This window comes from Streptomyces yatensis (genome assembly GCF_018069625.1).
GTDB lineage: Bacteria > Actinomycetota > Actinomycetes > Streptomycetales > Streptomycetaceae > Streptomyces > Streptomyces yatensis.
Genome location: NZ_CP072941.1, coordinates 8,270,755 through 8,294,472, shown reverse-complemented (window position 1 = coordinate 8,294,472; position 23,718 = coordinate 8,270,755). Strand labels below are relative to the sequence as shown.

Here is a 23,718-nt window from a genome sequence, read left to right as displayed (position 1 = left end):
GCCGCGGATGAGAGCGGTCGGCTCCGCGGCGCGCAGGGCGTGTGTGATGGCCCGTTCATCAGTTCCAGGGGATGGTGAGCCAGGGGCTGGCCGGGTCAGCCCGTTCATCAGTTCCAGGGGATGGTGAGCCAGGGGCTGGCCGGGTCGGTGGTGAGGACGCGGTGGGCGGCGAGCACGTTCTCGTACCAGCTGCCGAACTCCTCCTCGTCGAAGTGCAGACAGCGCCCGAGGATGTAGGCGGCGGAGAACTCCTCCCAAGACCGGTAGTTGTGGCGGGAGGCGCGGCCGGCGGCGACCACGGCCTGTTCGGCCTCCTGGAGGGTGCAGTATCGGGCGGACAGGCCGAAGCGGGCCATGGCGGAGGCCCGGCCGTAGTCCCAGGCCTCGACGGAGCGGACGAAGGCGTTGTCCGCCAGCAGCCCGTCCGCGCGGAACCGGGCCTCGTAGCGGGCGATCCGCCCGATGAGCCGTTGTACTCCGGCGACCCGGGGCTCGACTTCGGCGGTGCTGCGGAGGCGCCCCGGGGTGACTCCGTCGGGGGTGATCCGGGGTTCGGCGGCCTGGGCGGCGTTGTGGCGCAGTACGCGCTCGGCGGCCTGCCGCCAGTGTTCCAGTTCGACCGAGCCCGCGAAGTCCTGGGCGAGGGAACGGCGGACGCCCAGCGCGAACTCCCACACCGAGCTGACCATGTCGGCATCGAGCAGGCGCCTTTGGGTGTCGGCCCATTCCTCCCGGCAGGTCACCCCCCACCACTCCTTGAGCCTTCTCTTCCCGTCGTCGTAGCCGTTGCCGTGGTGGGCCATGGAGTTCCACAGCTCGCCGTTGTTGACGAAGAGCAGTGCCCCGCAGGCCAGGCCGAACGCGACCGGGCCCTGGAGCGGCCCGCCGACGGACAGGCCGCGGAGCCGGCGGTGGGGGTGGGCGTGGCCGCAGCCGTCCCCGTCGGGGGTGTGCCGTCGCCAGACGGCCCTGGCCTCCGGAGTGGCTGCGGGGATGAAGGCTTCGCAGGGGGTGCCGGGGTTGATGGCGATCCACGGTGCTTCCTTCTCGTCCCAGACGCTCGCGTACCACTCCAGCGTCATGGACTGGAAGACCAGGTCCGGGTCGGGCGGTGGAAGGATTCCCTCCGTGAAGAGAGCCAGGCAATCAGCGCGCAGATGGGGATTCCACTGCGGGGTGAAGCGGACCGTGCCGGGCCGGGCGTCGGAGCGCGCCCGCTCATCGGCGAAGAACAGGTCCGTGTGGCCCACCGCCTCGAGATATCCGGCCCAGTCACCGCGTGACTTCGCCTCCAGCAGCCGCTGCTCGACGGCGCTGGGCGGCTGCCACCCCTGCAAGTCCCATGCCTGCCATCCCCACACCGGCTGCTGAGCGGCGGCCACATTTTTCTTCCACAACCCCATGCCGACACGATATCGAGCGCAAGATCAGCGCGTTCGACGCGGGTTTCAGCACTGTGCGCGGCGGACGGGTCTCAGCGCTGTGCGCGGCGGACGACGGTGTCCGCGGCCTTGTCGTGGAGGCACTGGCGGTACGGCCGGCCCCAGGCGCACCGCAGCACGTTGACGACCCCCAGAACCGGCACGGCGCACCCGACCAGCACGCACGTCCAGCGCCACAACGCCCGGCCGAAGCCCAGCCCGCTGCCGTCGCCCCGCCGGACAACCCGCAGCCCGCACAGCCGCTTGCCCGGCGTGGCCCCGTACACCGCGGTCAGCACCGGCTCGTACCCGCCGACCACGACCAGGGCGAGGAGCGCCGGCAGGACGTCCCCGGCGAAGTCCGTAAGCCCGCTCGCCAGGAACACGACGGCGACGACCAGGACACCGATATCGAGCACGCGCGCGGCAAGGCGGGGGCCGAAACGCCCCAGCGCATCCTCATCCTGCCCCGCTCCCCGGCGCTCTCCCACATAGGGGACGCTGCGCCAGTCGGGATACCCGTACGGGCTGTCCGCGATTGGTTGTTGAAGCTCCACACACGTGATCCAACATGGTCCTGGGCCACGATGCCAACGCCAACCCGGACTTCCTCGGCACACTCGCCGACGGCACCTGGCACCCGCCGGACCGGCGGGCACACCGCGGCGGCGGGGAGTGTCGGTAACGGAACCAGGTCCCGGCCATGGGCGGTTGTTCATCAACTCGGCGAACGCACACGCACGGGGTGCGGCGCGGGCGGCTTCCACCCCCCTGGCCGGTCAGTCTGCGCACACGGACAGGCTCAGCCACCGCGCCTCCACCGGTCGAATGGACGTCACCGCACATCCAACCGCCACGACCACCAACCCGGCGAACCTACGCGGTCACAGCTCCCCACCCCTCTGGCGTCTGACCTGCGGGACCAGTCAACCCCCTACACCCCGGCACGGTGCACCAGGCCGTTCAGGATGAGGGCGAGGCCCGCCTCGAACGCCGACTCGTGATCGATCACCGGCACGTCAGCCGGTAGATCCGCGCTGTCACCGGGGTCGGTGTCCGCCTGCTCTTCCAGGACACTGCCGACCGTGAAGCGGCCGGCCGCCAGCATTGCCATGTGTGCTTCCCGCTCGGGGACGCCGGAGGCGACGAGGAAGTCCATCTTGCGGCGGATCCGGTCGAGGTCGCCGGTGGGGGTGCTGCCGGCGTGGAGCCGTGCGCCGTCCCGGCGCATCAGCAGGGTGCGCCTGAAGCTGCGGGTGTTGTCCAGGAACCAGTCGCGCCAGTCGTCATCGGGCGTCGGCAGTGGTGCGGTCGCATGGGGGGTCATCGCCGCCTCCGCCATGGCGGCGAGGAGGTCCTTCTTCGTGCGGAAGTACCAGTAGAGCGACGGCTGCTCCACGCCCAGTCGCTTCGCCAGCCGTCTCGTGCTGACGGCGTCCAACCCGACCTCGTCGAGCAGGCCGAGCGCCTCAGTGATGACGGCCTCGCGGTTCATCTTGGTCACGTTGACAATCTATCGCCGATAGATGACTCTGAAAAGGAATCTTTCGCTGATAGATTTGGGGTGATGGGCATGACAAAAGGATCGAGAACGCAGCCCCTGCGGGTCCTCGTCGCCGGTGGTGGGGTCGCGGGACAGGCTCTGGCCCTCTGGCTCACACGGGGCGGCCACCAGGTGACCGTTGTCGAACGCTTTCCGGCGCTGCGGGCCGCCGGGGCTCAGGTCGATCTCCGGGGGCAGGGCATCGAGGCCGTCAAGCGCATGGGGCTCCTCGACGCCGTCCGGGGCAAACTCGTGGACGAGGCGGGCGTCGCCTTCGTCGATGCCCGAGGCAAGGCCAAGGCGACGATCATGGCCAACACCTCCGGGCGGGGTCGGCAGACCCTCACGTCCGAGTACGAGATCATGCGCGGGGACCTGGTGCGCATCTTGCACGACACGACGAGAGACGACACCGAGTACGTTTTCGGCACGAGCGTGGACGGCTTCGAGCAGGATGAACACAAGGTCGTCGCGCACTTCTCCGACGGGTCCTCCGGTGCATTCGACCTCCTGGTCGGCGCGGACGGGCAGGGATCACGCATCCGGCGGGCGGTTCTCCCGGAGGGCTTCGACCCGTACTGGCGGGTGGGCATCCACATGGCCTACTGGTTCGTTCCGCGCATCGCGTCCGACAGCAACATCCGGGACACCTACATGGTCCCGGGAGGCCGCCAGATCATGCGCCGCAGCCACAACCCGACCGAGACCCAGGTGTACTTCGTCATACGGGAGGAATCCGATGAAGCCTCAGCGATCCACCGGGCGCCCGTCGAGCGCCAGCAGGAGTTCTGGGCCGACAGGTTCCGCGACGCCGGGTGGCAGACCGAGCGCTTCATCGAGGGCATGAGGACGAGCCCGTTCTTCTACTCCCAGGAGGTCGTCCAGGTCCGCACCGACACCTGGTCCAAGGGCCGCGTGGTCCTGGCCGGTGACGCCGCGCACTGCGCCTCCCCCTACAGCGGCATGGGAATCTCCGGCGGCCTGGTCGGCGCCCATGTCCTGGCCGGTGAGATCAACCGGCACCCGGGCGACCTGCCGACTGCGCTGGCGAACTACGACAGCGTGCTGCGGCCCTTCATCGACGAGATCCAGGGCGAGGTGAATCCGCGCCTTCTGCGCCTGGGCATGCCGATGACCCAGCGTGCGATCGATGCCTTCCAGGCCGCCACCGCGCTGGCCTGCTTCCTGCACGTCCCCGACCTCGCCGCGCGCCTTTCGAAGAAGGACCGCGGCGGCGACTGGCAGCTTCCCGAGAACCCGGCACCGATCACCGCCGCCTGAAGGCGACTACTGTCGCCATCCTCCTCGTCCGCATGTGGATCGCGCCGCTGTCGCAGGCCTGGTGCGTCCGGCCGGGTGAAGGCGTAGCGGCCGAGGATCTCCTTGTCTGCACCGCTTCCGGGTGACGCCCGCGCCCCTGCGGCAGCGACGGGAACGCTCACACCGCATGATGGCCGGCTGGCTTCAGCCTCGAATACGCGACAGCTCAACCTGCGGGCCTACCGGTCGAAGCCGCGATGGCCAACCAGGTCCAGGGGCGGGTCGGACCCTCCGGGCAGCGTGCGTGACGCTCGCCGAAACCCCCACCCTGTTGGACCTGCGCCGTCCCATCACGGTGACGGTAGAACGGGCGTAGCGGTCGGCGTTGGCGAGCAGCGGGCTGACGACGCGCTCGAGGAAGACCGGTGTCACTCCTGCCTCCAGCCGCCCGTCCCCGATCTCCACCATGGCTTTCATCTGGGCTGGTGTGGCGAGGCGTTGGGTCATGTGGCGCAGAACGGACACGACATCGGCCGTGCCGGGAGCTGTCGAGGCATCGGCCGCGCTCTCGCGGGCGTCAAGGAGGAGCGTGTCATAGATGGTGCGCATGGACCGCCCTGGATGATCGCGAGGAGAGCTACGTCTGCCGACCGCTCGCCGGGGCCGGGGGTTCGACGTGTGCCAGCTCCGGGGTGTCGGTGCTGCAGTAGACCAGTCCGTCGTGGTCCACATCGCAGGGCGTGACCGTACCGTCGTCGTACACGAGCCACGCGAGCACCGGCCGGCGTTCGAGGCACTCGGCGCCGCTGGTGCCGTTCACGCCGCCCGGCGGTGGGGCGCCGAGGCGGTAGCAGACCGTCCATCCCATTCCCGGTAGGGCTCCGACCACCTGTGGCCGGCGCTCGTACCCGAGGAATCCCGGATGACGGTCAGCACGGACGACACGGCCCTTGTCCCCATGGGCCGCGTCGTCCGTGCCGCAGATGTAGCCGACCAGTTCCGCCCCGTCGGGCAGCCACTCCACGATGTCGCATGCCTCGACGTATCCGTTTCCGCGATCGACGAGCGCGACCCACCGCTGTCCCATACGGGCGGTGGCTTCCACAGGCGTTCCCCTTCGGCGGCTGGGCGTTGGGTCAGCGGGTCATGCGGTGAGTGGGGCAGGTGGTCGGCCCGCCGCCAGCCGCCGGGTGATCAGCGGGGTCACCAGGACGACGACCAGCAGGCGCAGGCTCTGGACAGTGGAGACCAGGGCGACGTTCGCATGGGAGGAGACCGCCGCGGCGAGCACCGCGTTGATCCCTCCGGGGGTCGTGGCGAGGTAGGCGTCGGTGAACGGGATGCTCGTCACTCCGGCGAAGACCCACGCGAGCCCGGCACAGCCGAGGCAGACGACCGTCATGCAGACCAGGATCGGGGGCAGCAGGCGCCGCACGCTGAGGAGCGTTCGGCGGGTGAACCGTACGCCCACGTCGAGGCCGACGAGGACGAAGACGACGTTCTGGAGCACCCCGGTGGGGGCGAAGCCGGGCACGGCGCCACTGAGCGTCGCGGCCAGGGCGACCAGCATCGGGCCGATCAGCAGCGGCGTGGGCACCCGCAGCCGCCGGCCGGCCCACGAGCCGACGACGGCGATGGCGGCGAGGGTGGCCAGGCCGGTGAGCTGGTCCGACCCGGCGACGACGTGGAGGAGGCCGGATCCGGCGCCACCGCCCGCGGCCTGATGGCCGCCCGCGGCGGAGGACGCGGAGGTCATCCAGTGGGCCACGAGCGGGGCGGTGGTGGCGACGAGACCGACGCGCAGGTACTGGGTGAAAGCGACGAGCCGCACATCGGCGTTCAGCTCGTCGGCGCAGGTGACGATGGCGGCCGAGCCGCCGGGCACCATGCCGAGGACGGCGCTGGGCCGGCCGATGCGGCCACCGCGGGCCAGGAACCAGGCGACCGCGACGCTCAGCGCGATGGTGGTCGCGGTGACCACAGTCAGCGGCAGCGCGACGGGCGCGGCGGAGAGGAGGGCGGACGGGGTGAGGTAGCTGCCCATGAGGGCGCCGACCAGTGCCTGGGAGGCCCGGTTGGCCGGCGCCGGGAGCCGGTCGCGGACCATTCCGCACAGGGCCAGGACGGCGCCGACCAGCAGTGAGGACAGCAGGTAGGGGGCGGGAAGGCCGAAGGCGTCCGCCGCGAGGCCCGCGGCGTACCCCCCGGCGATGATCAGGGCCCAGAGCCCGGTGGGAGCTGGGCGGGAGACGCGGGGCTCGGAGGTGCACGGGGCGGGCTTCGGCGCGGTACTGGCGGTGGGGGACGGACGTTCGTCCGTGCGCCACGGCGCGGAAGTCGGTGCCACGATCGGCGCCTTTCGTCGAATGGTGCGGGTCCGTTGGCCGGACTCGACGCCTGTGCGAAGCAGGCACTCTCCACTGTGCCGGGTACGGGCTGTGCACACGCTGAGAGCGCTGAGTGAGCGCTGAGGAGAACCTGAGAGCCCGCTGAGAGACGCGCGGCCGACCTGCGGTCCGGCCTCTAGACTCGCAATCGAGGATCAGCCTTCCGGGCGACCCCGTCGGTACGTCATGAGGTGATGCCGCGTGCAGGTGCTGGTCGTCGAGGACGAGCAGAACATCGCGCTCGCCGTGGAGCGCGGGCTGCGCGCCGAGGGGTTCGGCGTGGACATCGCCGAGAACGGCGAGAAAGCCCTCGGCCTGATCAGGCACAACGACTACGCCGTGATCGTGCTCGACCTGATGCTCCCGGGCCGCAACGGCTACGACGTCTGCCGGACCCTGCGTGCCGCGGGCATCGCCACCCCCGTGCTGATTCTCACGGCCAAGGACGGCGAGTACGACGAGGCGGACGCCCTCGACCTCGGTGCGGACGACTACCTGACGAAGCCTTTCTCGTTCGTGGTGCTGCTCGCCCGGATCCGCGCGCTGCTGCGCCGCAGTGCCCCGCAGCGGTCTCCGGTACTCCGTGCGGGTGATCTCTGGCTGGATCCGGCCGCCCACCGGTGCGGCCGTGGCGACGAGCGCCTGGACCTGACGCCGCGCGAGTTCGGCCTGCTGGAGTTCATGCTGCGCCACCCCGACACGGTGGTGAGCAAGACCGATCTGCTCGCCCAGGTCTGGGACGCCTGGTTCGAGGGCGACCCCAACATCGTCGAGGTCTACGTCGGCTACCTCAGGCGCAAGATCGACATCCCTTTCGGCCGGTCCGCCATCGACACGGTGCGCGGTGTCGGCTACCGGCTGGACGGGCAGGGCGGCTGAATGTCCCGACGCCTGCACGTCGGGCGTCCGGTGTTCGGCCGGGTGCGGCGGCTGACCCGGAGGCTGAGCCTGCGGACCCGGGTCACCATATGGGCCACGATGGTCGTCGCGATCGCGATGGTCGCGGCCGGCCTCGGACTGCTGCTCGGTCTCCAGCACTCCATGTGGAGTGACCGGGACAGTACCGGCCGCCAGCGGCTGTCCGATGTCACCGCCCTCGTCCGGCACGACCGGCTGGGTGCCCTCATCCCCTCCAACGGAGGGGACGCCGATGTCGTCGAGGTGCTCGACTCCCAGGGGAAGGTGGTGGCCAGCTCCGACTACGACACGCGCCCGGGCAGCCCCAGCGGCTTCCCGAACGACCTCCCCCCGCAGGTGCTCGCGGGGCATCCCGCCACCCTCCGTGGCCTCAACGTCGGCGACGGGGGCGACTTCCGGGTGCTGGCCCGGCCGATCCGCATCGACGGCCGGCCTTCCACCATCGTCGTGGGGGTGTCCCTGGCCCAGGCCGAGCACACCCTGTCCAGCCTGATCACCGGCCTGGCCATCGGGGTGCCCGCGCTGACCGCGCTGGTGGCCTGGACGATCTCGCTCACCGCCGGCCGCACACTGCGTCCGGTGGAGACCCTGCGTCGCCAGGCAGCCGACATCACCGCGACCGATCTGCACCGCCGCCTCGACCTGCCCGCCTGCCAGGACGAGGTGCACGCCCTCGGCGCCACCCTGAACGACATGCTCGCGCGCCTCGACGACGCCTCTGTCGCGCAGCGCCGCTTCGTCGCCGACGCCGCGCACGAACTGCGCAGCCCGCTGACGGCCCTGCGGGCCCAGCTCGAGGTCATGTCCCACTACCCCGACCCCGAACGCGACCCACAGGTGGCCGCCGCCTTGCTGGAGGACACGGTACGGCTGCACGACCTGGTCGAGGGGCTGCTGGCGCTGGCCCGCAGCGAGGACCCCGCCCGGTCGCGGTCACAGGCCGCGCGCGTCATCGACCTGGACGAGGTGGTGCTGGCCGAGGTCCGCCGGCAGCGCTCCCTGGCCCGGGCGGACATCGACGCCCGGCGAGTCTCGGGCGGGCGGGTGCGGGGCGACACCGAGGCACTGCGCTGCGTCATACGCAACCTGCTGGACAACGCCCGCCGCCACGCCAGCAGGCGGGTACGGGTCACCCTGAGCGAACGCGGAGGCACCGTCGAACTCACCGTCAGCGACGACGGATCGGGTATCGCGGCCGCGGACCGGCTGCGGGTCTTCGAGCGCTTCACCCGGCTCGACGAGGCGCGGTCCCGCGAGGCCGGCGGTTCGGGCCTCGGCCTCGCCATCGTCGGCAAGGTCGTCACCGCGCACGGCGGCACCGCCTACGCCGACCAGGACCCCGCGCCGGAGGACGGCGGCCTCGGCGGGGCGCTCCTGGTGGTCCGCCTGCCGGCCGCCGCTCCCCCGTCCGGCTGAACCACCGGGCCCACGGCGCCGGGCGCCGTACGGCAGTCAGGATGTGTTCAGGTACTCGGTGGCACGGTCGGGCCTCATGACATCCGAGACTCCTGAGACCGCCACGGCCTCCGGTCCTGCCGCTGCCCCGGCCGGTCACCGCCTCCGCTGGAACAAGGTGCCCGAAGTCACCGTGTACTTCTGGGTGATCAAGGTGCTGTGCACGACCGTGGGTGAGACCGCGGCCGACATGCTGAACGAGAAGCTGGGTCTGGGCCTGACCGGTGTGTCGCTGCTGATGAGCGTGGTGCTGGCGGTGGTGCTGGTCGTCCAGTTCCGCACCGCCGCGTACCGCCCGGGCGTGTACTGGCTCGCCGTGGCTCTGATCAGCATCGTCGGCACTCTGATCAGTGACAACCTCACGGACAACATGGGCGTACCGCTGACGACGAGCACCACGGTGTTCGCGGTCGTCCTCGCGGTCGTGTTCATCGTCTGGTACCGCCGCGAGCGGACCCTGTCCATCCACAGCATCGACTCCCTGAGCCGCGAGTCGTTCTACTGGCTCGCCGTGCTGTTCACCTTCGCGCTGGGTACCGCGGCGGGCGACCTGGTGGCCGAGCGCATGGACCTGGGCTACTGGTTGTCCGCGGTGCTGTTCGCCCTGGCGATCGCCGCCATCGCGGTGGCGCGCTTCACCCTCGATCTGAACGCGGTGTGGAGCTTCTGGATCGCGTACGTCCTCACCCGCCCGCTCGGCGCATCGGTGGGCGACTACCTCTCCCAGCCGACCGGGGACGGCGGCCTGGGCCTTGGCACCGTGGTCACCAGCGTGCTGTTCCTCGCGGTCATCCTCGGTCTGGTGGCGTATCTGACGGTGACGCGGAAGGACGTCATCGAGCGGGAGCGGCTCGGCGAGCGGACGGCGTGAGCGGTCGGCGGCCGTTCCGGATGCGTTCGGACCGCCGATCACGAGGGAGGGGGCACCGGGTCAGCCGGGCGGCAGGCGGACCATGAACCTCGCCCCGGGCGCGTGCCCGCTGTCATAGGACACCTCACCGCCGGCTGAGCGGGCCAGGCGCCGTGCGAGCGGCAGTCCGAGGCCCGCTCCGCCGTGTCCGTCACCGGGATCGGCGCGCCGGCCCGGCTGGAAGAGCTGGTCGATGAACGGCCTCGGAACGCCGGGCCCGTCGTCGGTGATGTCGACGCGTACGCCACCGGATTCGCGGGCCGTGCGAACGACGACGCTGGACCGGGCGTACCGGAGGGCGTTGGCGAGCAGCGGGCCGACGATGCGTTCGAGGAGGGCCGGAGGGACTCCGGCTTCCGGGCATGCGGCGGGGTTCGCCTGGTGAGGCTGGTGGGCGTGGTGGGCCTGCTGATCGTCGAGGCTGATCGTCACATGGTCCGGGACGTCGAGGTGTTCGACGAGACGGCGCAGTACGGGCCGGACCTTTGCCGTGCCCGTGGTGTGGGTGCCGCCGCGGGCGTCGTCCAGGAGCGTGTCGCAGATCGTCCGCATGGACCGCGTGGCGTCGGCGATGACCTGGTGGGTGGCGCGGGTCTCGGCGGTCGAGCGCGGCCGGGCCCGCCACCAGTCCAGCTCGGCGACGATCCGGCTGAGCGGGGTGCGCAGTTCGTGTGAGAGTTCGCCGGTGAGCTGCCGTTCGTGGCGCAGTAGCGTGCGGATGCGGTCCAGAAGTGTGTCCAGGGAGGTGCCCAGCCGGGCGAGCTCGACCGGGTGCCGCGCCGTGCCGAAGCGCTCCTCGGAGGTGACGGCGTTCCGCTGGGTGGCCTGGTCGGTCATGGTGCGCACGGGGCGCAGCGCGCGGCCCACCGCCAACCGGGTGAGGACGTAGGTGCAGCCGAGCATCGCCACGTCCAGGGCGAGCGACCCCAGCAGCAGGGTGTCCGCGGAACCGCGGTACGGGGCCAGGTCCAGGGCCGTGACCACCGTGGCCGGGTGGTCGCCGCCGCGCAGCGGCCGGGCACACAGCCGGATACGTCCGGGAGCGTGGCCGGTGGTGGTGGCGGTGGTGCAGTCCCGCCCGCCGCGTGCGGCGAGCTGTTCGGCGGCGTGGGTCAGCGAAACGGCGGGGGACGGCGGTTGTTCGAGCAGCCGGGTGCCCGTGTAGATCCACACGTTCGTGTCGAGGAGCCCGTCGTCGGGGGACTCCCGGACGCGCACCGTCGGACCGCTCGTGTCGACGGTCGTGGCCACGGCGGCCGCCCGGGTGCGCAGCTCATCGTCCGCCTGGCGCTGGAGGTGGTGGCGGACCACGGTGTTGAACGCCACGGTCAGGAACGTCATCAGCAGCGCGGCGGTGGTCAGGGCGACCAGGGAGAGCCGACCGCGCAGAGTGCGCGGCGCGAGCCGGGCGAGCACGGCGGTCATGACAGACGGTGTCCGATCCCGCGGGCGGTGCCGATCGTCAGCTCACTGCGGGCTTCGCCCAGTTTGCGGCGCAGCCGGGTCACGTACTGGTCGAGGGTGTTGTCGCTGACCTGTGCGCCCTCGGGCCAGCCCGCCCGGACCAGCTCACGCCGGCGCACGATGCCGCCGGCGGCCGCCATGAGGGTGGCCAGCAGCCGGAACTCCGTCGGGGTCAGGTCGACCTGGGCCCCGCCGACGGTGACGCTGTGCCGGACGGGGTCGAGAACCAGGTCCCCGGCGGTGGCCGCGGGGGCGGGCCCGGCGCGCTTGAGGGCGGCGCGCAGCCGGGCGGCGAGTTCGGCGAGATGGAACGGCTTGGGCAGGTAGTCGTCGCCCCCGGAGGAGAACCCGGACAACCGGTCGGCGAGCCCATGGCGGGCCGTCAGGAAGATGACGGGGAAGAGGAATCCGCCCGCGCGCATCGCCTGGCACACGTCCCGCCCGTCCGCGTCGGGCAGCCCGACGTCGAGCACGGCCGCGGCGATGCCTCCGGCGGCCAGGCGCAGGGCGGTGGCACCGTCCGCGGCCGGCACCGTGGCGAAGCCTTCCTCGCGCAGCCCGCGCAGCAGGACATCACGCAGGGCGTGATCATCCTCGACGACCAGGATTCTGTGGTCCATCGCCCTCCGTCCCTCCTTCGTCCCTGGGTGCGGCTTCCGTAACGAACCGTGTGGGCGGCCACCGGATCGCCGCGCACAGGCACACTCCGAGCCAGCCGATGGCGAACAGCCAGCCGCCGATCACATCGGTGAACCAGTGCACCCCCAGGTACACACGGGTCAGTCCGACCAGCGCGCCCCAGCAGCCGACCACCAGGCACACCGGCACCCTCCCGCGCGGGGCACGCACCCATATCGCGAGGATCACCAGTCCCGCGGTGAGAGCCGCCGTGGTGGCGTGGCCGGAGGGGAACGACCAGCCCGAGGCGTGCGTGTCCCAGTCCGTATGCGGCGGGCGGGCCCGCGCGATCGACGTCATCACGCCGTACCGGAGGGCCTGGCCGGCACCGAGACAGGCGAGGCCCGAAGCCGCGGCGAGGAGCCGACGCGGCAGCGTCCGTCCCACGACGACTCCGGCCACGGCGACGAGCACGTACGGGGTCACACCGGTTCCGGTCGCGGTCAGCCCACGGGCCAGGGCCACCGCCACCTCGGGGCGGTGACCCATGGACCAGGCGAGCAGACCGTGGTCCATGAGCAGCGGGGCGCCGTCGTGGCAGATGACGACCATGCTCAGCGCGCCGAACGCCACCCACGAAGCCAGGCCCGCGCCCCCGGCCAGTCCGGCGACTTCCTTGCGCTTCACGGCATCAGCACCGGCCGCTCACCGGGCCGCGAGCCGCCGGCAGTGGCGATCATCGCCTCGCCGCCTTGGCCTTGCGGGAGCGGTACAGCTCCGCCGCGAGCGGGATCAGTGACACGATCACGATGAGCGCGATCACCGGGAGGAGGTACGTGTCGATGCTGGGGATGGAGGACCCGAGCCCGTACCCGGCGAGCGTCAGTCCCAGGCTCCAGACGAGTCCGCCGGCCATCTGCCACACCGTGAACGTCCGGGCCGGGACGCCAAGGGCGCCCGCCAGCGGATTCAGCACCGTGCGCACCACCGGTACGAAACGGGCGAGCACGATCGCCTTGGCGTACCCGTACCGCTCCAACAGCTCCTCGGCCCGTTTGGCGCCTTCGTGCAGCCGGGGCGAGCGACTGCGGGCGAGCAGCGCTCCGCCCGCCTTCCGGCCGAGCAGATACCCCCACTGCGCACCGGTGAGCGCGCCGACGGCGGCGGCGATCAGGAGCGGGCCGAGGGACAGCCGCACACCCCGGTCGGCGGTCCCGGTGCACAGCAGTCCGGCCGTGAACAGCAGTGAGTCACCTGGCAGGAAGAAGCCGATCAGCAGGCCCGTCTCGGCGAACAGCACCACGCCGACCCCCACTACGCCGAAGGCGGACAGCAGGGACTGGGCACTGAGGATGTTCACCGCGAGCTGCGATGCTTCGGCGAAGGGGGGTGCGGCCATCGGCGCGAGCCCTCTCATACTGGATGGACGGACGGGTGCGGCCGAGACGGCACCCCATTGACTACAATCCTGTAGACGGTCTACTGAACTGTAGACGATGGCGGGGTGAGGAACGTTCCATGACCGACGAGAAGGACGAACGGCGTCCGGCGGGCGAACTGGAAGCCGCCGTCATGGCGGCCCTGTGGGCCGCCGGCGAGCCGCTCACCCCGAGCCGCGTGCAGCGGGAGCTCGGTGTCGGCCTGGCGCGTACGACGGTGACGACGATCCTGTCCCGCCTGCACGACAAGGGCGTCGTCGGGCGCGAGCGGCTGGGCCGTGGCTACGCCTACTTCGCCGTCCAGGACGCCCCCGGGCTCACCGCCCGGCGCATGCACGGGGAGCTGGCGCGGGACACCGACCGGGAGACGGTTCTGGCCCGTTTCGTCGCCCAGCTCAGCGCCGACGACGAGCAGGTGCTGCGGCGGCTGCTGGAGGGGGACGAGCGGTGATCGCCCTGTTGCTGGTCCCCCTGCTGCTGCCCTTCGCGGCACCGCCGTCGGCCCGGCGCGCCCTCGCCCGCCTGGACCCGGTCAGCGCGCTGTGGATGCTGACCGGCTCCGCCCTGGTGCTGGCCGGCGCGTGCGTGGCCGCCCTGGGCGCCCTCGTGCTGACCGGGCTGCTCAGGTTTCCGCTCTTCGCGGCGCTCGGCGAGCTTGTCCACCCCCTGCGCACGCCCTCCGACCTGCTCATTCTGCCCGCGGCCTCGCTGGCCACCGGCGCGCTCGCCGTCGGCGCGTGGGCTCTGGGGCGTTCGGCCGTTCGCCAGGTCGGCGCCTTCCGCGCTGCCCGCACCCAGGCTGAGGCCCGCCCTGCCGTGGGCGACCTGTGCGTCATCGACTCGCCTTATCCGGACGCCTACGCGCTGCCCGGCCGCCCGCAGCGCATCGTCGTCACCACCGGCATGCTGCGCAGCCTCGGCCCGGCCGAGCGCGAGGCCCTCTTCGCCCACGAACGCGCCCACAACCGAGGCGGCCACCACTATTTCCTCGCCGCCGCCGAAATCGCCGCCCACTGCCACCCCGCCCTGCGCGGGCTGCGCACTGACATCCGGTTCGCCGCCGAACGCGCCGCCGATGAGGCCGCCGCCGGCGCCGTCGGCGACCGGCACCTCACGGCCAGGGCCATCGCCCGCGCCGCGCTGGCCGGCCACGCCTCCCGTTCCGCCCGCCCGGACTTCGCCTCCGGGGTGACCGGTGGACCGATACCCCAGCGCGTCGCCGCGCTCCTGGCGCCCGCGGAACGGCCGGCCCCATCCCGGCGCTGGGCGGCGCTCCTCCTCGCCGTCTGCGCACTCCTGTCGGCAGGCGCCGCGACGACCGATGTGCTCACCTTCCACCACGACGTCGAAGTCGCCCAAGGCGAGGAGAGCCCCTGACCTACCCGCCCGTCGGGTTACCCCGAAGCCGCGCCGTTCACGAATGCGGCGCCGCCGGTGGCAGCTTCGGCACCAGAACGCCATGCTGCGCGGGCGGGAGTGCGCCACGGGCCGAAACCCCATTCACTCCTCCGCCCGAGAGCGAAAGCCGCCATGGAAGGGGGCCCGCGCCATGCGTCCGAACGCAGCCTCCTCCCTGCTGCCGGTCAACACCACACTGGCCGTCCTGCTCGTCGTCCTCCTCCTGGCCGCGACCGCAGCCGTTGCCCTCTTCCATCTGTCGCCGGACGTGCGCACGCACCGGGCCCGGCAGGTTCTGCTGGCCGGTGTGCGTGCCGCACTCCAGCTGGCCGCCGTCTCCGCGGTCATCACGAAGGTGGTGGGCTCGGGCCTCGCGACGATGGCCTTCTTGGTCTTGATGCTGGGCGTGGCGGTGTGGACCGCCGGGCGGCGCCTGACACCGGACCGGTCGTGGTGGCTGGCACTGTGGCCCATCGCGCTGAGCGTGCTGCCGGTCGTGAGCCTGCTGCTGCTGACCGGCCTGGTGCCTCCGAAGGGCATCGTGCTGATCCCGGTGACCGGGATCTTCATCGGCGGGGCGCTGACCGCCACCGTGCTGTCGGGACGGCGGGCACTGGACGAACTCGACCTGCGACACGGCGAGTTCGAGGCGGGCCTGGCCCTGGGACTGTCGGACCGGGACGCACGCATGGAGATCGCCCGCCCGGCCGCGTCCGATGCCCTGCTGCCCGGTCTCGACCAGACACGCACCGTTGGACTGGTGACACTCCCGGGCGCCTTCGTCGGCATGCTCCTGGGCGGCGCCAGCCCCACCGCCGCGGGAGCCGTCCAACTGTTCGTCCTCGTCGCCCTGATGGCGATCCAGGCAGTGGCCGTTGCCTGCACCGTCGAACTCGTCGCTCGCGGCCACCTCCACCGCCCCAGGGGCGGTCACAGATGAGGCCCGTCTCGTCGTCATGGTCGGCCGGCCATGAAGCTCGGTATCCATGGCTGGAGGACGAGGCGGTTGCCCATCGAGGCTCACCCATCGAAGTCACGGCTCCGCCGACTCCGCCTGATCGTCTCTCCGGACACTCTCCTGCGCTGGCACCGCGACCTGCTCCGCCACCGCCACGCGAAGGCCTCCCGGCCCACGCCGCGGTCGGCCCCGTACCGTCCGCTCCATCCGGGTCGACCGGGCGGTCACCGTGCTCGACGGAGCGCGGCGGCTGACCGCCGACGGGCTCGCCGAGACCCGCCGCGCGGTGCACGCCCTGCGCTGCGACCTCGCGCCACTCGACGAGGAACTGGCCACGGCGGCGGACACCCACCGGCAGCGGCACGGCGTTCCGGTACGGCTCAGGGTCGAGGGCGAACCCGCCCCGCTCCCGGCGGACCAGACGCCGTTGGCTCATTTCAGAAGCTTGGCCACGACGCGGTCGAGCGCCTGGATGTCCTCGATCGGCAGGGCGAGCAGGGCGTCGGGGGGAGTCGTGAGGACCGCGACGGCGCGGGCGGCCAACGCCTGGCCGTCCTCGGTGAGATGGACCAGCTTGGACCGGCGGTCGGCCGGGTTGGTGATGCGTTCGGCGAGGCCGCGCCGTACGAGATCGTCGACGATGACGGAGGTGTAAGGCGGGTCGGCGCCCAGCCGCTCGGCCAGTTCGCGAAGGGTGATCGGGCCGGCGGCGAGGCGGCGCAACGCTCTGACGCGGCTGAAGCTCATGCCGAGGCTCTCCGCGACCGCCTTGCGGCGGTTGTAACGCTCCATCAGGAGCGTGTTCAGACCCAGCCAGGCCCGGGCCGCCGTCCTGGCGGTCTCGTCGTCCCGCTCGTCGGCCTCGTCCCGCTCGTCCTGCTCGTCCCCCTCGTGCGGCTCGTTGTCATATGGGCGCTCCATCAGACGTTCACTGTCTCCTTGGTCTCCTCGGCGGCGAGCCGCTCCGCCGTGCGCTGGGCCGTTGCCCGGGCCCAGCGGCCGGAAGTGAGCGTACCCATGACCAGCACCGCCGCGCCGCAACCGGCGACGATCCACCATGCCGTCCGTGCCGCGTCCATGAACGCCGCCGCGTCCGCGTGCACTCCCCCGGCCATGAGGGCACCGATGACGGCCACGCCGAGCGACTGTCCGGTCTGCCGGCTGGTGGAGGCCACCGCGGCCGCGACACCGGCCTGTGAACGGGGCATCCCCGAGACGGCGGTATTGGTGATGGGCGCGTTGACCAGCCCGAAGCCGGTGCCGAAGAGCAGATACGCGACGACCAGCAGGGCCACCGGAAGGTGCGCGGAGTAGGTGAGCGCCTGGAGCACGGCGCTCGCGCAGAACGCCGTCCCGGCGAGCAGCAGCGGAGTACGCGGCCCCCGCGAGGCCACCATGCGGCCCGACACGGGTGCGGTCAGCAGCGCCATGACCGCCATGGGCAGCATGAACAATCCGGCGTGCAGCGGATCGAGTTGCCGCACATCCTGAAGGTACAGGGAGCTGACGAACAGGAATCCACCCAGACCGGCGAACGCGGCCACCGCGATCACCGTGGCGCCCGAGAACGGCGCGGAACGGAAGAACCGCAGGTCGATGAGCGGGTCGGCGCGCCTCGGTTCGTACCACAGCAGCCCCAGCAGCGCGCCCAGCGCCGCGACCGCACACCCGGAGACCACCGGAGAGGTCCAGCCCAGGTTCGGCGACTCGATGATCGCGTACGTCAGCGCGACGAGCAGCACGATGACGAGCGCCTGCCCGACCGGGTCCGCGCGGCGAGCCCGCGGCGCCCGGGACTCCGGCACATACCTCCGGGTCAGGATGAGCGCGGCAAGGCCGATGGGCACGTTGATCCAGAAAATCGCCCGCCAACCGGACGACTCCACCAGCGCACCCCCGATGATCGGCCCGGCGGCCATGCTGATGCCCACGACACCGCTCCACGCGCCGATCGCACGGGCCCGTTCCCGGGCATCGGTGAAGGTGTTGCTGATGATCGACATGGCGACCGGGTTCAGCATCGACCCGCCGACCGCCTGCAGCATCCGCGCGACGACCAGCCAGCCGAGGCCGGGAGCCAGACTGCACAGCAGCGAGGCCACGGTGAAGATCACCAGCCCGGCCTGAAACGTGCGCCGACGGCCCACCCGGTCGGCGGTCGACCCGGACAGCATCAACAGGCTCGCCAGCACCAGCGTGTACGCGTCCACCGTCCATTGCAGCCCGGACACCGACGTGTGCAGGTCGCGCTGGATGGAGGGCAGGGCGACGTTCAGGATCGTGTTGTCGAGACTGACGATCAGCAGGCTCATGCAGCAGATGGCCAGCACGAGCCATCGTCGCCGAGGAGCGAGATCGGGCATGATGGACCTTCCATTTAATTGTGTCATCACAATCATTATACAGACACAACTAAATGGCCTGCCCTGGCTCCGGCGCTGGTCGCTGGCACAAAAACCGGACACGGCACGTCCCACCGCACACGGCCTGGACGCGGAAACCGCTTGGCGCCTGTGCACCCGCGGCAACCAGCCGGACAGATCAGGGTGCACGCATCTTCCCGGTGGCCACGCCCCACAAGCGAACCTGCCCATGTTCCGCACCGCCGGCTCGCCGGTCGGTGACGGTGGCGAGCCGATCTCCTGCCGCGCCGCAGAGGAGTCGCTGTCCCTGCCGGGCCCCCAACACCTTCGACGACCTGGTGAAGGGTGTGGCCGACCCGCTGCGACGACCGGCAGCGACTCCCGGTTTCCGTGCCGGTGCGGTGATGGGCGGTACGCCCACGCGGGTACTCGTCAGGCGGTTTTGACGACGGTGCCGCCCTCTTCGAGCGCTGCCACCTCGTCGGCGGGTGCCGTGGCATCGGTGACGAGGGTGTGCAGTTGGGTGGAGGGGCCCACGTAGGCGTAGGCGGTACGGCCGAGTTTGCTGCCGTCGGTGGCGACGATGACGCGACGCGAAGAGGCGATGCTCGCCTTCTTCACCGCCGCGTCGTCGAGGTCGTGGGCGGTCAGACCCTCGGCCGCGCTCAGGCCGCAGCAGCCGATGACGGCGGTGTCAAAGCGCAGTGCCGACAGGGAGGCGAGGGTGAGGGGGCCGGTCAGGGCTCCCTCGGCGGCGCGGGGCTGTCCGCCGGGCACCATCAGCGTGGTCGGACCTGGGGCGTCGCCGAGTACGTGGATGGCCTGCAATGACAGGGGCATCACGGTGACCGGCCGCTGACGCAGCAGGCGGGCGACCTCCAGGCAGGTGGTGCCGCTGTCCAGCAGGACGGTCTCACCGTCGGCGATGAGGGAGGACACCTCTGCCGCGATCCGGCGCTTGGTGTCGACTGCCTCACGGGCGCGCAGCGCGAAGGGCGGCTCCTCACCCCTGAGCAGCAGGGTGCGAGCCCCGCCTCGGACGCGTTCGAGGACGCCTTGCGCGGCCAGTGTGTCGAGGTCGCGCCGGATGGTCATCTCCGAGGCACCGGTCAGCTCGGCGAGTCCCTGGACCGTGACACTGCCCGACTCCCTGACGGCCTGGGCGATCAGCCCGTGACGGTCTGCGTTGCTCATACCGCGATTGAACACCACCCCAAAACGAACAAGCAAACTGTTCACAGACCAGCTTTCCAAACATAAAATATGTTCGTTACGGTGGCAGGCATGGAACGCTCGCTTCGATCCGCCCGTGTGGCGAACTTCGTCTACTTCGTCCTGTGCGGCACCCTGATGGGCACCTGGGTGGTGCACATCCCCGCCATCGAGGAGCGCGTGGGCATCAGCCACGCGACGCTGGGGAGCCTGCTGGTGCTGCTGGGGCTCGGGGCCTTCACGGGGATGCAGATCGCCGGCCGTCTGGCCGACCGCCTCGGGGCGCGCGTCGTGCTCCCCGTCGCCGGCGTTCTGTCCAGCACGGCTGCGGTGCTGCCCGGCCTGCCGCACGACCCCTGGATGCTGGCGGGCGCCCTGCTGGTCTTCGGCTTCTGCAACGGCTGCCTCGACGTGAGCATGAACGCCCACGCCGTGCACGTGGAGAAGGCATACAACCGGCCCGTCATGTCGGCCTTCCATGCCATGTTCTCCGTCGGCGGCGTCATCGCCTCACTCGTCGGAGCGGGCGCCGCGAGCGCCGGTATGAGCCCGGCCGCAGGCATGGGCGCCGTGGGAATCGTGGGCATCGTGACCGCACTGGCGTCGGCCCACGGTCTGCTGCCGACCGCGCCGACGTCGGCCGCCACCGCCACCGCCACCGCCACCGCAGAGGGTGAGGGGACCCCGGCCGGGAAGCGACGCAGCGCCCCCGGGCGTATCTGGGTCCTCGCCGCCCTGGCTTTGATGGTCATGCTGAGCGAGGGAGCCGCCAACGACTGGAGCGCTCTGCACCTGAAGGACATCCTCGGCGCACCCGCGAGCACCGCCGCCGTCGGATACGGCACCTACGCGGCGGCGATGACCACCGGCCGGCTGCTCGCCGACCGCGTCTCCGGCCGGTTCGGGCCCATTGCCGTCCTGCGCCACGGCGCGGTCACGGCCGCCGTCGGGATCACGATCGTGGCCGTCTCGCCGTGGATATGGGCCGCGTTCGCGGGCTGGGCGCTGTTCGGCCTGGGACTGTCCGGCTGCGTTCCTCAGCTGTTCAGCGCGGCCGGGCGCGCCGACCCCTCCGCTGCCGGCGCCAACGTCTCCCGCGTCGCCGGGCTCGGTTACCTCGGCATGCTCTCCGGGCCCGCCGTCATCGGCTGGCTGACCCATCTCGTGGCACTGAACCACGCCTTGCTGCTGCTGACTCTGCTGTGCGCCATCGCCGCCGCGGCCGCCGGAGTCCTGCGCACCGGATCCGACCGCACGCGCGAGGTGGCACGCAGCAGCCACTGACCGCCTGTGCGGCACGACCCTGACGCCCGTGCCGCACAGGCCCCTCCGCCCCCGCCGGTCGCTGGATCCGGTGGGGAGAGAAACCACCGCCAACAGAAGGAGCCGTCGATGCCCGAGTCAGACGCCATCCCCGCCCGCGGCCGTGTCGGTGTCCTGCTCCCCCGCGATCTGCCCGTCCGGGACGTGCTGCCCTACGCCCGGCGAGCCGAAGAGCTGGGGTTCGACCAGGTGTGGGTGGTGGAGGATCTCGGCTGGCGCGGCGCACTCGCGCAGGCCGGCCCGATCCTCGCCAGTACCACGGGCATCACCGTCGGCATCGGCATCATGCCCGCCGGTGCCCGCAACGTGTGCTTCGCCGCGATGGAACTGGCCACCCTCGCCCAGCTCTACCCCGGCCGACTGATCACCGGCATCGGTCACGGTATGCCCGACTGGATGCGTCAGGCAGGGGCCTGGCCCGCCAGTCCCCTGACGCTGATCAAGGAATACACCACCGCGCTGCGCCTGCTCATGCGCGGCGAGCCCGGTCCGGCAGGCGGCCGCTACGTGCACTGCGAAGGCGTCGTCATCACCGAGACTCCCGACATCGTCCCGCCGGTCATCCTCGGTGTACGCGGCCCCAAGTCACAGGCAGCCGCGGGCGAGGTGGCCGACGGGCTCCTCCTGGCCGAGCCCGCGGCCCCCGCCTACATCGCCTCCTCACTGCGGCACATGGGCAGCACTTCGGACGCCGACGCCCCCGAAGTCGTCACCTACGACGCCGCCGCCGTGGATGACGACGAGGACGCCGCTCTCGCCGGCGTCCGCGACGGACTCAGTGCCATCGGCGATCCGGATTGGGCCGCCCACATCGACCCCCTCCCGTTCGCCACGCAGCTGCGCGAACACCGCGCCGCCTGCGCCGACGCCCGGCAATTCGCCCAGACCATGCCCGCCGCCTGGGTCCGCCAACTGAGCATCGCCGGCACTCCCGACCAGGCACACGAGGCGATCAAGGCCCGCCACGCAGCGGGCGCGACCAGCATCGTCCTCGCTCCCACCGGCCCTGACGCCCTCGCGTCCCTGGACTCGCTCGCCCGCGCCCTGGACCCTGTGCCGCTCGAAAAGTCATCGCGGCTGATCAGACGGCATAGCGGTACTCGTTGAGGAGACCGCCGAGGATCCGGGTACGCAGGACTTTGTGAGTGTTGAGGTCATGCGCCACGGCAGATTGTTCAGCGGCGTCGGGTGGTAACTGATTGCGTGCTTGGTGGGGTCGGTGCTCGTTGTAGTGCTGCTCGCAGGCTGCGAGGACGTGGCGGGCGTGGGCCTCGTCCATGATGAGGATGTGGGTGGCCCCCGGCGACGACCGGGACGAGATCCTGATGAGCCTCGCCCTGTGACAACCGCCCGGACGGGGAGCGCCCGGACGGGGGTCTCCCAACAGCGGACGGGACCCCACGAAGACACCGGGCGTATCAGCTTCTGGGCGTCTCGTCGATGGCGGGCATCGGCTTCCCGCCCGGATGCCACCGGTTGAGGAAGCTGGCCTGCCTGCCGACGTCAACGAGTTCGATCCGGGCACCGATGCTGTCCATCTGGTGATAGGCGAACGGTCGGCCATAGAGGCAACCGGAGAAGTCCACAGGCATGCCCTCTTCTTCCAGACGCTGGGAACCGTGCCGCACATCGCTGGTCCAGAAGCCGATGTGATCGAACCTGGCTCCCTTGGACGCGTCCCAGGGACTGTCTGAGGGCCCCTCAATGAGCTCGATGAAGGGCGGCCCGCCTGCGGTGAAGACGATGCGGAAGTCCCACTCACCGAGCCGGTCGGACACGGGCTCACTCCACTCGGCCCCGGCTGCACGCCGAAGATCCTGCATCGCCTGCTCGATATCCGGGACCACGAAGCACACATGGTAGAAGGCAGTCATTCACCCATGATCGAGCACGTCACCCCAGCAGATGCCGGGGGTCGTCGAGATACGTGCCCGTGATGTCCACGGTGTCGCGGTGCCACTGGGGCACGTATCCGTAGCCGAACTCCCGGTGGAAGGTGTCGAGCATGACGCGGCGCGCGCCGTCGACGTCGTCCGGTGTCGCGGGGCGCACGCTGTAGTCGTGGTGCGCGGTCTGTGTCACTGAGGGTTCCTCCCTGTCCAGACGACCCCTCGTGGCGATCGCATCGGTTGGCGGCGTCGATCAGGCCACCCAGCGATGATTCCCAGCGAATCAGGCTGGCCAGAACCTGGGAGTCGTCCGATTCCATGGTCCTCATCCTCACTTGAATTTGATATGCGCAATGCTGCCGTCAGGGAGGAAGGTCGTCTTGTAAGCCAACTCCGTGCCCCCTTCAGGATCTACTCGCTTCCGATACACTGCCGACCCTGGCACCTGTGGGTGCCGGAAAATATGTCACCCGAGGTGACCTGCGGCTTCGGTCCTGCGCTGGCACGCACGCCTCGTCGCCCGGAAGTGGACCTGTCCACACCGCCGTCCGGGCCGACCACCGAAGTCGGAAGCACCGCGGCAGCTGGTCCTGCGCCTTGCGCGTCGCCGGCGCCACGCGCAACCCGACCGGCCCCTGGATCACCCAGCAAGCGCGGAACTACCTCATGGACCTCGGGGACCGTGCAAAGTCGATCAGCTTCCTCATCCGGGACCGCGGCGCCTACGTCACCGCCAGCTCCGACGCCGTCTTCCAAGCGGCAGGCAGGCGTGTGGTACCCACGCTGCCCGCCGTGCCACGGATGAACGCCATCGCCGAACGCTGGATCGGATCATGCCGACGCGAGGCCACCGACCGCATCCTGATCACCGGAGAGCGCCACCTCCGCCTCGTCACCAGCGAGTACGCGGATCACTACAACAGACACCGGCCGCATCGATCCCTCGGACAACGGGCACCAGACCGACTCACCGACCCCGATCCGCCCATCGCCAGGGACAACCCTCCCAGCTCTCGACGCGATCGACTCGGCGGCCTCATCCACGAATACACGCAGGTCGCATAGGGTGACACAGTTTTCGGCACCCGCAGCGCCGCCAACGAGCCGTTGCGCGACCAGCGGGGCGAAAGATGTTTCTTCGTAGGCTGCGCCGGGTTGCG

Annotated in this window: 25 protein-coding genes and 1 pseudogene; 11 read left to right on the top strand and 15 right to left on the bottom strand. The window is 71.0% G+C overall.

All coding sequences use genetic code 11. From position 1 onward, the window contains the following. Positions 1-107 precede the first annotated feature (107 nt). The 3 genes from J8403_RS34675 to J8403_RS34665 all read right to left on the bottom strand — a co-directional run bounded on the left by J8403_RS34675 (position 108) and on the right by J8403_RS34665 (position 2,916). Positions 108-1,403 (bottom strand): DUF1266 domain-containing protein, encoded by a 1,296-nt coding sequence (locus J8403_RS34675; protein ID WP_211126587.1) that lies wholly within the window; start codon positions 1,401-1,403, stop codon positions 108-110. Between the two features lie 71 nt (positions 1,404-1,474). Further along, entirely contained in the window at positions 1,475-1,978 is a 504-nt protein-coding gene (locus J8403_RS34670) for an RDD family protein (protein WP_211126586.1), read from the bottom strand. 377 nt (positions 1,979-2,355) lie between these two features. Then, positions 2,356-2,916: a TetR/AcrR family transcriptional regulator C-terminal domain-containing protein gene (locus tag J8403_RS34665; protein WP_211128578.1), complete on the bottom strand. Its 561-nt coding sequence runs from the start codon at positions 2,914-2,916 to the stop codon at positions 2,356-2,358. Positions 2,917-2,988: 72 nt separating this feature from the next. Between J8403_RS34665 and J8403_RS34660 the strand changes: the two genes are divergently transcribed. Next, on the top strand, positions 2,989-4,245 hold the full coding sequence (locus J8403_RS34660; protein WP_246586132.1) for an FAD-dependent monooxygenase: 1,257 nt from the start codon (positions 2,989-2,991) through the stop codon (positions 4,243-4,245). 183 nt (positions 4,246-4,428) lie between these two features. Here J8403_RS34660 and J8403_RS34655 read toward each other — a convergent pair whose 3' ends face one another. Genes J8403_RS34655 through J8403_RS34645 form a run of 3 tightly spaced genes read right to left on the bottom strand, consistent with a single transcriptional unit; the run spans position 4,429 to position 6,571 of the window. Beyond that, entirely contained in the window at positions 4,429-4,833 is a 405-nt protein-coding gene (locus J8403_RS34655) for a histidine kinase (RefSeq protein ID WP_211126585.1), read from the bottom strand. A gap of 28 nt (positions 4,834-4,861) precedes the next feature. Next, on the bottom strand, positions 4,862-5,329 hold the full coding sequence (locus tag J8403_RS34650) for a hypothetical protein (RefSeq protein WP_211126584.1): 468 nt from the start codon (positions 5,327-5,329) through the stop codon (positions 4,862-4,864). Positions 5,330-5,368: 39 nt separating this feature from the next. Next, positions 5,369-6,571 carry an AbrB family transcriptional regulator gene (locus J8403_RS34645; RefSeq protein WP_211126583.1) on the bottom strand — a complete coding sequence of 401 codons (1,203 nt, stop codon included), beginning with the start codon at positions 6,569-6,571 and terminating at the stop codon, positions 5,369-5,371. Positions 6,572-6,812: 241 nt separating this feature from the next. Between J8403_RS34645 and J8403_RS34640 the strand changes: the two genes are divergently transcribed. The 3 genes from J8403_RS34640 (at position 6,813) to J8403_RS34630 (ending at position 9,855) form a co-directional block, all read left to right on the top strand. Beyond that, positions 6,813-7,490 carry a response regulator transcription factor gene (locus tag J8403_RS34640; protein WP_211126582.1) on the top strand — a complete coding sequence of 226 codons (678 nt, stop codon included), beginning with the start codon at positions 6,813-6,815 and terminating at the stop codon, positions 7,488-7,490. Next, on the top strand, positions 7,491-8,945 hold the full coding sequence (locus J8403_RS34635; RefSeq protein ID WP_211126581.1) for an ATP-binding protein: 1,455 nt from the start codon (positions 7,491-7,493) through the stop codon (positions 8,943-8,945). 76 nt (positions 8,946-9,021) lie between these two features. Then, positions 9,022-9,855 (top strand): COG4705 family protein, encoded by an 834-nt coding sequence (locus J8403_RS34630; RefSeq protein ID WP_211126580.1) that lies wholly within the window; start codon positions 9,022-9,024, stop codon positions 9,853-9,855. Between the two features lie 60 nt (positions 9,856-9,915). Here J8403_RS34630 and J8403_RS34625 read toward each other — a convergent pair whose 3' ends face one another. Genes J8403_RS34625 through J8403_RS34610 form a run of 4 tightly spaced genes read right to left on the bottom strand, consistent with a single transcriptional unit; the run spans position 9,916 to position 13,375 of the window. Then, complete coding sequence (locus tag J8403_RS34625; RefSeq protein ID WP_211126579.1) at positions 9,916-11,319, bottom strand: sensor histidine kinase; 1,404 nt, start codon at positions 11,317-11,319, stop codon at positions 9,916-9,918. Continuing rightward, a complete protein-coding gene (locus tag J8403_RS34620) occupies positions 11,316-11,978 on the bottom strand; it encodes a response regulator transcription factor (RefSeq protein WP_211126578.1) in 663 nt (220 codons plus the stop codon). Before J8403_RS34620 ends, J8403_RS34625 begins: the two co-directional genes overlap by 4 nt. Then, a complete protein-coding gene (locus tag J8403_RS34615) occupies positions 11,947-12,663 on the bottom strand; it encodes a phosphatase PAP2 family protein (RefSeq protein WP_211126577.1) in 717 nt (238 codons plus the stop codon). The genes J8403_RS34620 and J8403_RS34615 overlap by 32 nt, the downstream gene beginning before the upstream one ends. A gap of 49 nt (positions 12,664-12,712) precedes the next feature. Continuing rightward, the gene (locus J8403_RS34610; protein WP_211126576.1) at positions 12,713-13,375 is read right to left on the bottom strand and encodes a DedA family protein; all 663 of its coding nucleotides are present in this window, start codon (positions 13,373-13,375) and stop codon (positions 12,713-12,715) included. A gap of 119 nt (positions 13,376-13,494) precedes the next feature. Here J8403_RS34610 and J8403_RS34605 point away from each other — a divergent pair, with 119 nt between their 5' ends. The 3 genes from J8403_RS34605 to J8403_RS34595 all read left to right on the top strand — a co-directional run bounded on the left by J8403_RS34605 (position 13,495) and on the right by J8403_RS34595 (position 15,753). Next, positions 13,495-13,866 carry a BlaI/MecI/CopY family transcriptional regulator gene (locus J8403_RS34605; RefSeq protein ID WP_211126575.1) on the top strand — a complete coding sequence of 124 codons (372 nt, stop codon included), beginning with the start codon at positions 13,495-13,497 and terminating at the stop codon, positions 13,864-13,866. Further along, positions 13,863-14,792, top strand: a complete 930-nt coding sequence (locus J8403_RS34600) for a M48 family metalloprotease (protein ID WP_211126574.1) — start codon at positions 13,863-13,865, stop codon at positions 14,790-14,792. The genes J8403_RS34605 and J8403_RS34600 overlap by 4 nt, the downstream gene beginning before the upstream one ends. A 172-nt stretch (positions 14,793-14,964) precedes the next feature. Continuing rightward, positions 14,965-15,753, top strand: a complete 789-nt coding sequence (locus J8403_RS34595) for an ABC transporter permease (RefSeq protein ID WP_211126573.1) — start codon at positions 14,965-14,967, stop codon at positions 15,751-15,753. Positions 15,754-16,203: 450 nt separating this feature from the next. Here J8403_RS34595 and J8403_RS34590 read toward each other — a convergent pair whose 3' ends face one another. Further along, complete coding sequence (locus tag J8403_RS34590) at positions 16,204-16,692, bottom strand: MarR family winged helix-turn-helix transcriptional regulator (RefSeq protein ID WP_211126572.1); 489 nt, start codon at positions 16,690-16,692, stop codon at positions 16,204-16,206. Beyond that, positions 16,692-18,134: an MFS transporter gene (locus J8403_RS34585; protein WP_211126571.1), complete on the bottom strand. Its 1,443-nt coding sequence runs from the start codon at positions 18,132-18,134 to the stop codon at positions 16,692-16,694. The genes J8403_RS34590 and J8403_RS34585 overlap by 1 nt, the downstream gene beginning before the upstream one ends. A gap of 73 nt (positions 18,135-18,207) precedes the next feature. Between J8403_RS34585 and J8403_RS44835 the strand changes: the two are divergent. Beyond that, a pseudogene (locus J8403_RS44835) lies at positions 18,208-18,309 on the top strand (maleylpyruvate isomerase family mycothiol-dependent enzyme); the annotation flags it as partial. Positions 18,310-18,566: 257 nt separating this feature from the next. Here J8403_RS44835 and J8403_RS34580 read toward each other — a convergent pair. Next, positions 18,567-19,328, bottom strand: coding sequence for a DeoR/GlpR family DNA-binding transcription regulator (locus J8403_RS34580; RefSeq protein ID WP_211126570.1), 762 nt, complete (start codon positions 19,326-19,328; stop codon positions 18,567-18,569). Positions 19,329-19,418: 90 nt separating this feature from the next. On the opposite strand from J8403_RS34580, the gene J8403_RS34575 reads away from it, so the two are divergent. Beyond that, positions 19,419-20,630, top strand: coding sequence for an MFS transporter (locus tag J8403_RS34575; protein ID WP_246586131.1), 1,212 nt, complete (start codon positions 19,419-19,421; stop codon positions 20,628-20,630). 108 nt (positions 20,631-20,738) lie between these two features. Beyond that, entirely contained in the window at positions 20,739-21,776 is a 1,038-nt protein-coding gene (locus J8403_RS34570) for an LLM class flavin-dependent oxidoreductase (RefSeq protein ID WP_211126568.1), read from the top strand. Between the two features lie 311 nt (positions 21,777-22,087). Here the strand turns inward: J8403_RS34570 and J8403_RS34565 are convergent, their stop codons facing one another. Both J8403_RS34565 and J8403_RS34560 read right to left on the bottom strand, forming a co-directional pair. Beyond that, positions 22,088-22,543, bottom strand: a complete 456-nt coding sequence (locus J8403_RS34565; RefSeq protein ID WP_211126567.1) for a VOC family protein — start codon at positions 22,541-22,543, stop codon at positions 22,088-22,090. Between the two features lie 19 nt (positions 22,544-22,562). Further along, positions 22,563-22,751, bottom strand: coding sequence for a hypothetical protein (locus tag J8403_RS34560; RefSeq protein ID WP_425519854.1), 189 nt, complete (start codon positions 22,749-22,751; stop codon positions 22,563-22,565). Positions 22,752-23,155: 404 nt separating this feature from the next. Between J8403_RS34560 and J8403_RS34555 the strand changes: the two genes are divergently transcribed. Continuing rightward, positions 23,156-23,623 carry a transposase gene (locus J8403_RS34555; RefSeq protein WP_246586130.1) on the top strand — a complete coding sequence of 156 codons (468 nt, stop codon included), beginning with the start codon at positions 23,156-23,158 and terminating at the stop codon, positions 23,621-23,623. Positions 23,624-23,718: the final 95 nt, after the last annotated feature.

What these genes read in the sequence shown, in the direction of transcription:
- J8403_RS34675 (WP_211126587.1), bottom strand. Translation starts at nt 1,403, where the DNA reads ATGGGGTTGTGGAAGAAAAATGTGGCCGCCGCTCAGCAGCCGGTGTGG.
- J8403_RS34665 (WP_211128578.1), bottom strand. Translation starts at nt 2,916, where the DNA reads ATGAACCGCGAGGCCGTCATCACTGAGGCGCTCGGCCTGCTCGACGAG.
- J8403_RS34660 (WP_246586132.1), top strand. Translation starts at nt 2,989, where the DNA reads ATGGGCATGACAAAAGGATCGAGAACGCAGCCCCTGCGGGTCCTCGTC.
- J8403_RS34655 (WP_211126585.1), bottom strand. Translation starts at nt 4,833, where the DNA reads ATGCGCACCATCTATGACACGCTCCTCCTTGACGCCCGCGAGAGCGCG.
- J8403_RS34635 (WP_211126581.1), top strand. Translation starts at nt 7,491, where the DNA reads ATGTCCCGACGCCTGCACGTCGGGCGTCCGGTGTTCGGCCGGGTGCGG.
- J8403_RS34630 (WP_211126580.1), top strand. Translation starts at nt 9,022, where the DNA reads ATGACATCCGAGACTCCTGAGACCGCCACGGCCTCCGGTCCTGCCGCT.
- J8403_RS34625 (WP_211126579.1), bottom strand. Translation starts at nt 11,319, where the DNA reads ATGACCGCCGTGCTCGCCCGGCTCGCGCCGCGCACTCTGCGCGGTCGG.
- J8403_RS34620 (WP_211126578.1), bottom strand. Translation starts at nt 11,978, where the DNA reads ATGGACCACAGAATCCTGGTCGTCGAGGATGATCACGCCCTGCGTGAT.
- J8403_RS34610 (WP_211126576.1), bottom strand. Translation starts at nt 13,375, where the DNA reads ATGGCCGCACCCCCCTTCGCCGAAGCATCGCAGCTCGCGGTGAACATC.
- J8403_RS34605 (WP_211126575.1), top strand. Translation starts at nt 13,495, where the DNA reads ATGACCGACGAGAAGGACGAACGGCGTCCGGCGGGCGAACTGGAAGCC.
- J8403_RS34595 (WP_211126573.1), top strand. Translation starts at nt 14,965, where the DNA reads ATGCGTCCGAACGCAGCCTCCTCCCTGCTGCCGGTCAACACCACACTG.
- J8403_RS34590 (WP_211126572.1), bottom strand. Translation starts at nt 16,692, where the DNA reads ATGGAGCGCCCATATGACAACGAGCCGCACGAGGGGGACGAGCAGGAC.
- J8403_RS34585 (WP_211126571.1), bottom strand. Translation starts at nt 18,134, where the DNA reads ATGCCCGATCTCGCTCCTCGGCGACGATGGCTCGTGCTGGCCATCTGC.
- J8403_RS34580 (WP_211126570.1), bottom strand. Translation starts at nt 19,328, where the DNA reads ATGAGCAACGCAGACCGTCACGGGCTGATCGCCCAGGCCGTCAGGGAG.
- J8403_RS34575 (WP_246586131.1), top strand. Translation starts at nt 19,419, where the DNA reads ATGGAACGCTCGCTTCGATCCGCCCGTGTGGCGAACTTCGTCTACTTC.
- J8403_RS34570 (WP_211126568.1), top strand. Translation starts at nt 20,739, where the DNA reads ATGCCCGAGTCAGACGCCATCCCCGCCCGCGGCCGTGTCGGTGTCCTG.
- J8403_RS34565 (WP_211126567.1), bottom strand. Translation starts at nt 22,543, where the DNA reads ATGACTGCCTTCTACCATGTGTGCTTCGTGGTCCCGGATATCGAGCAG.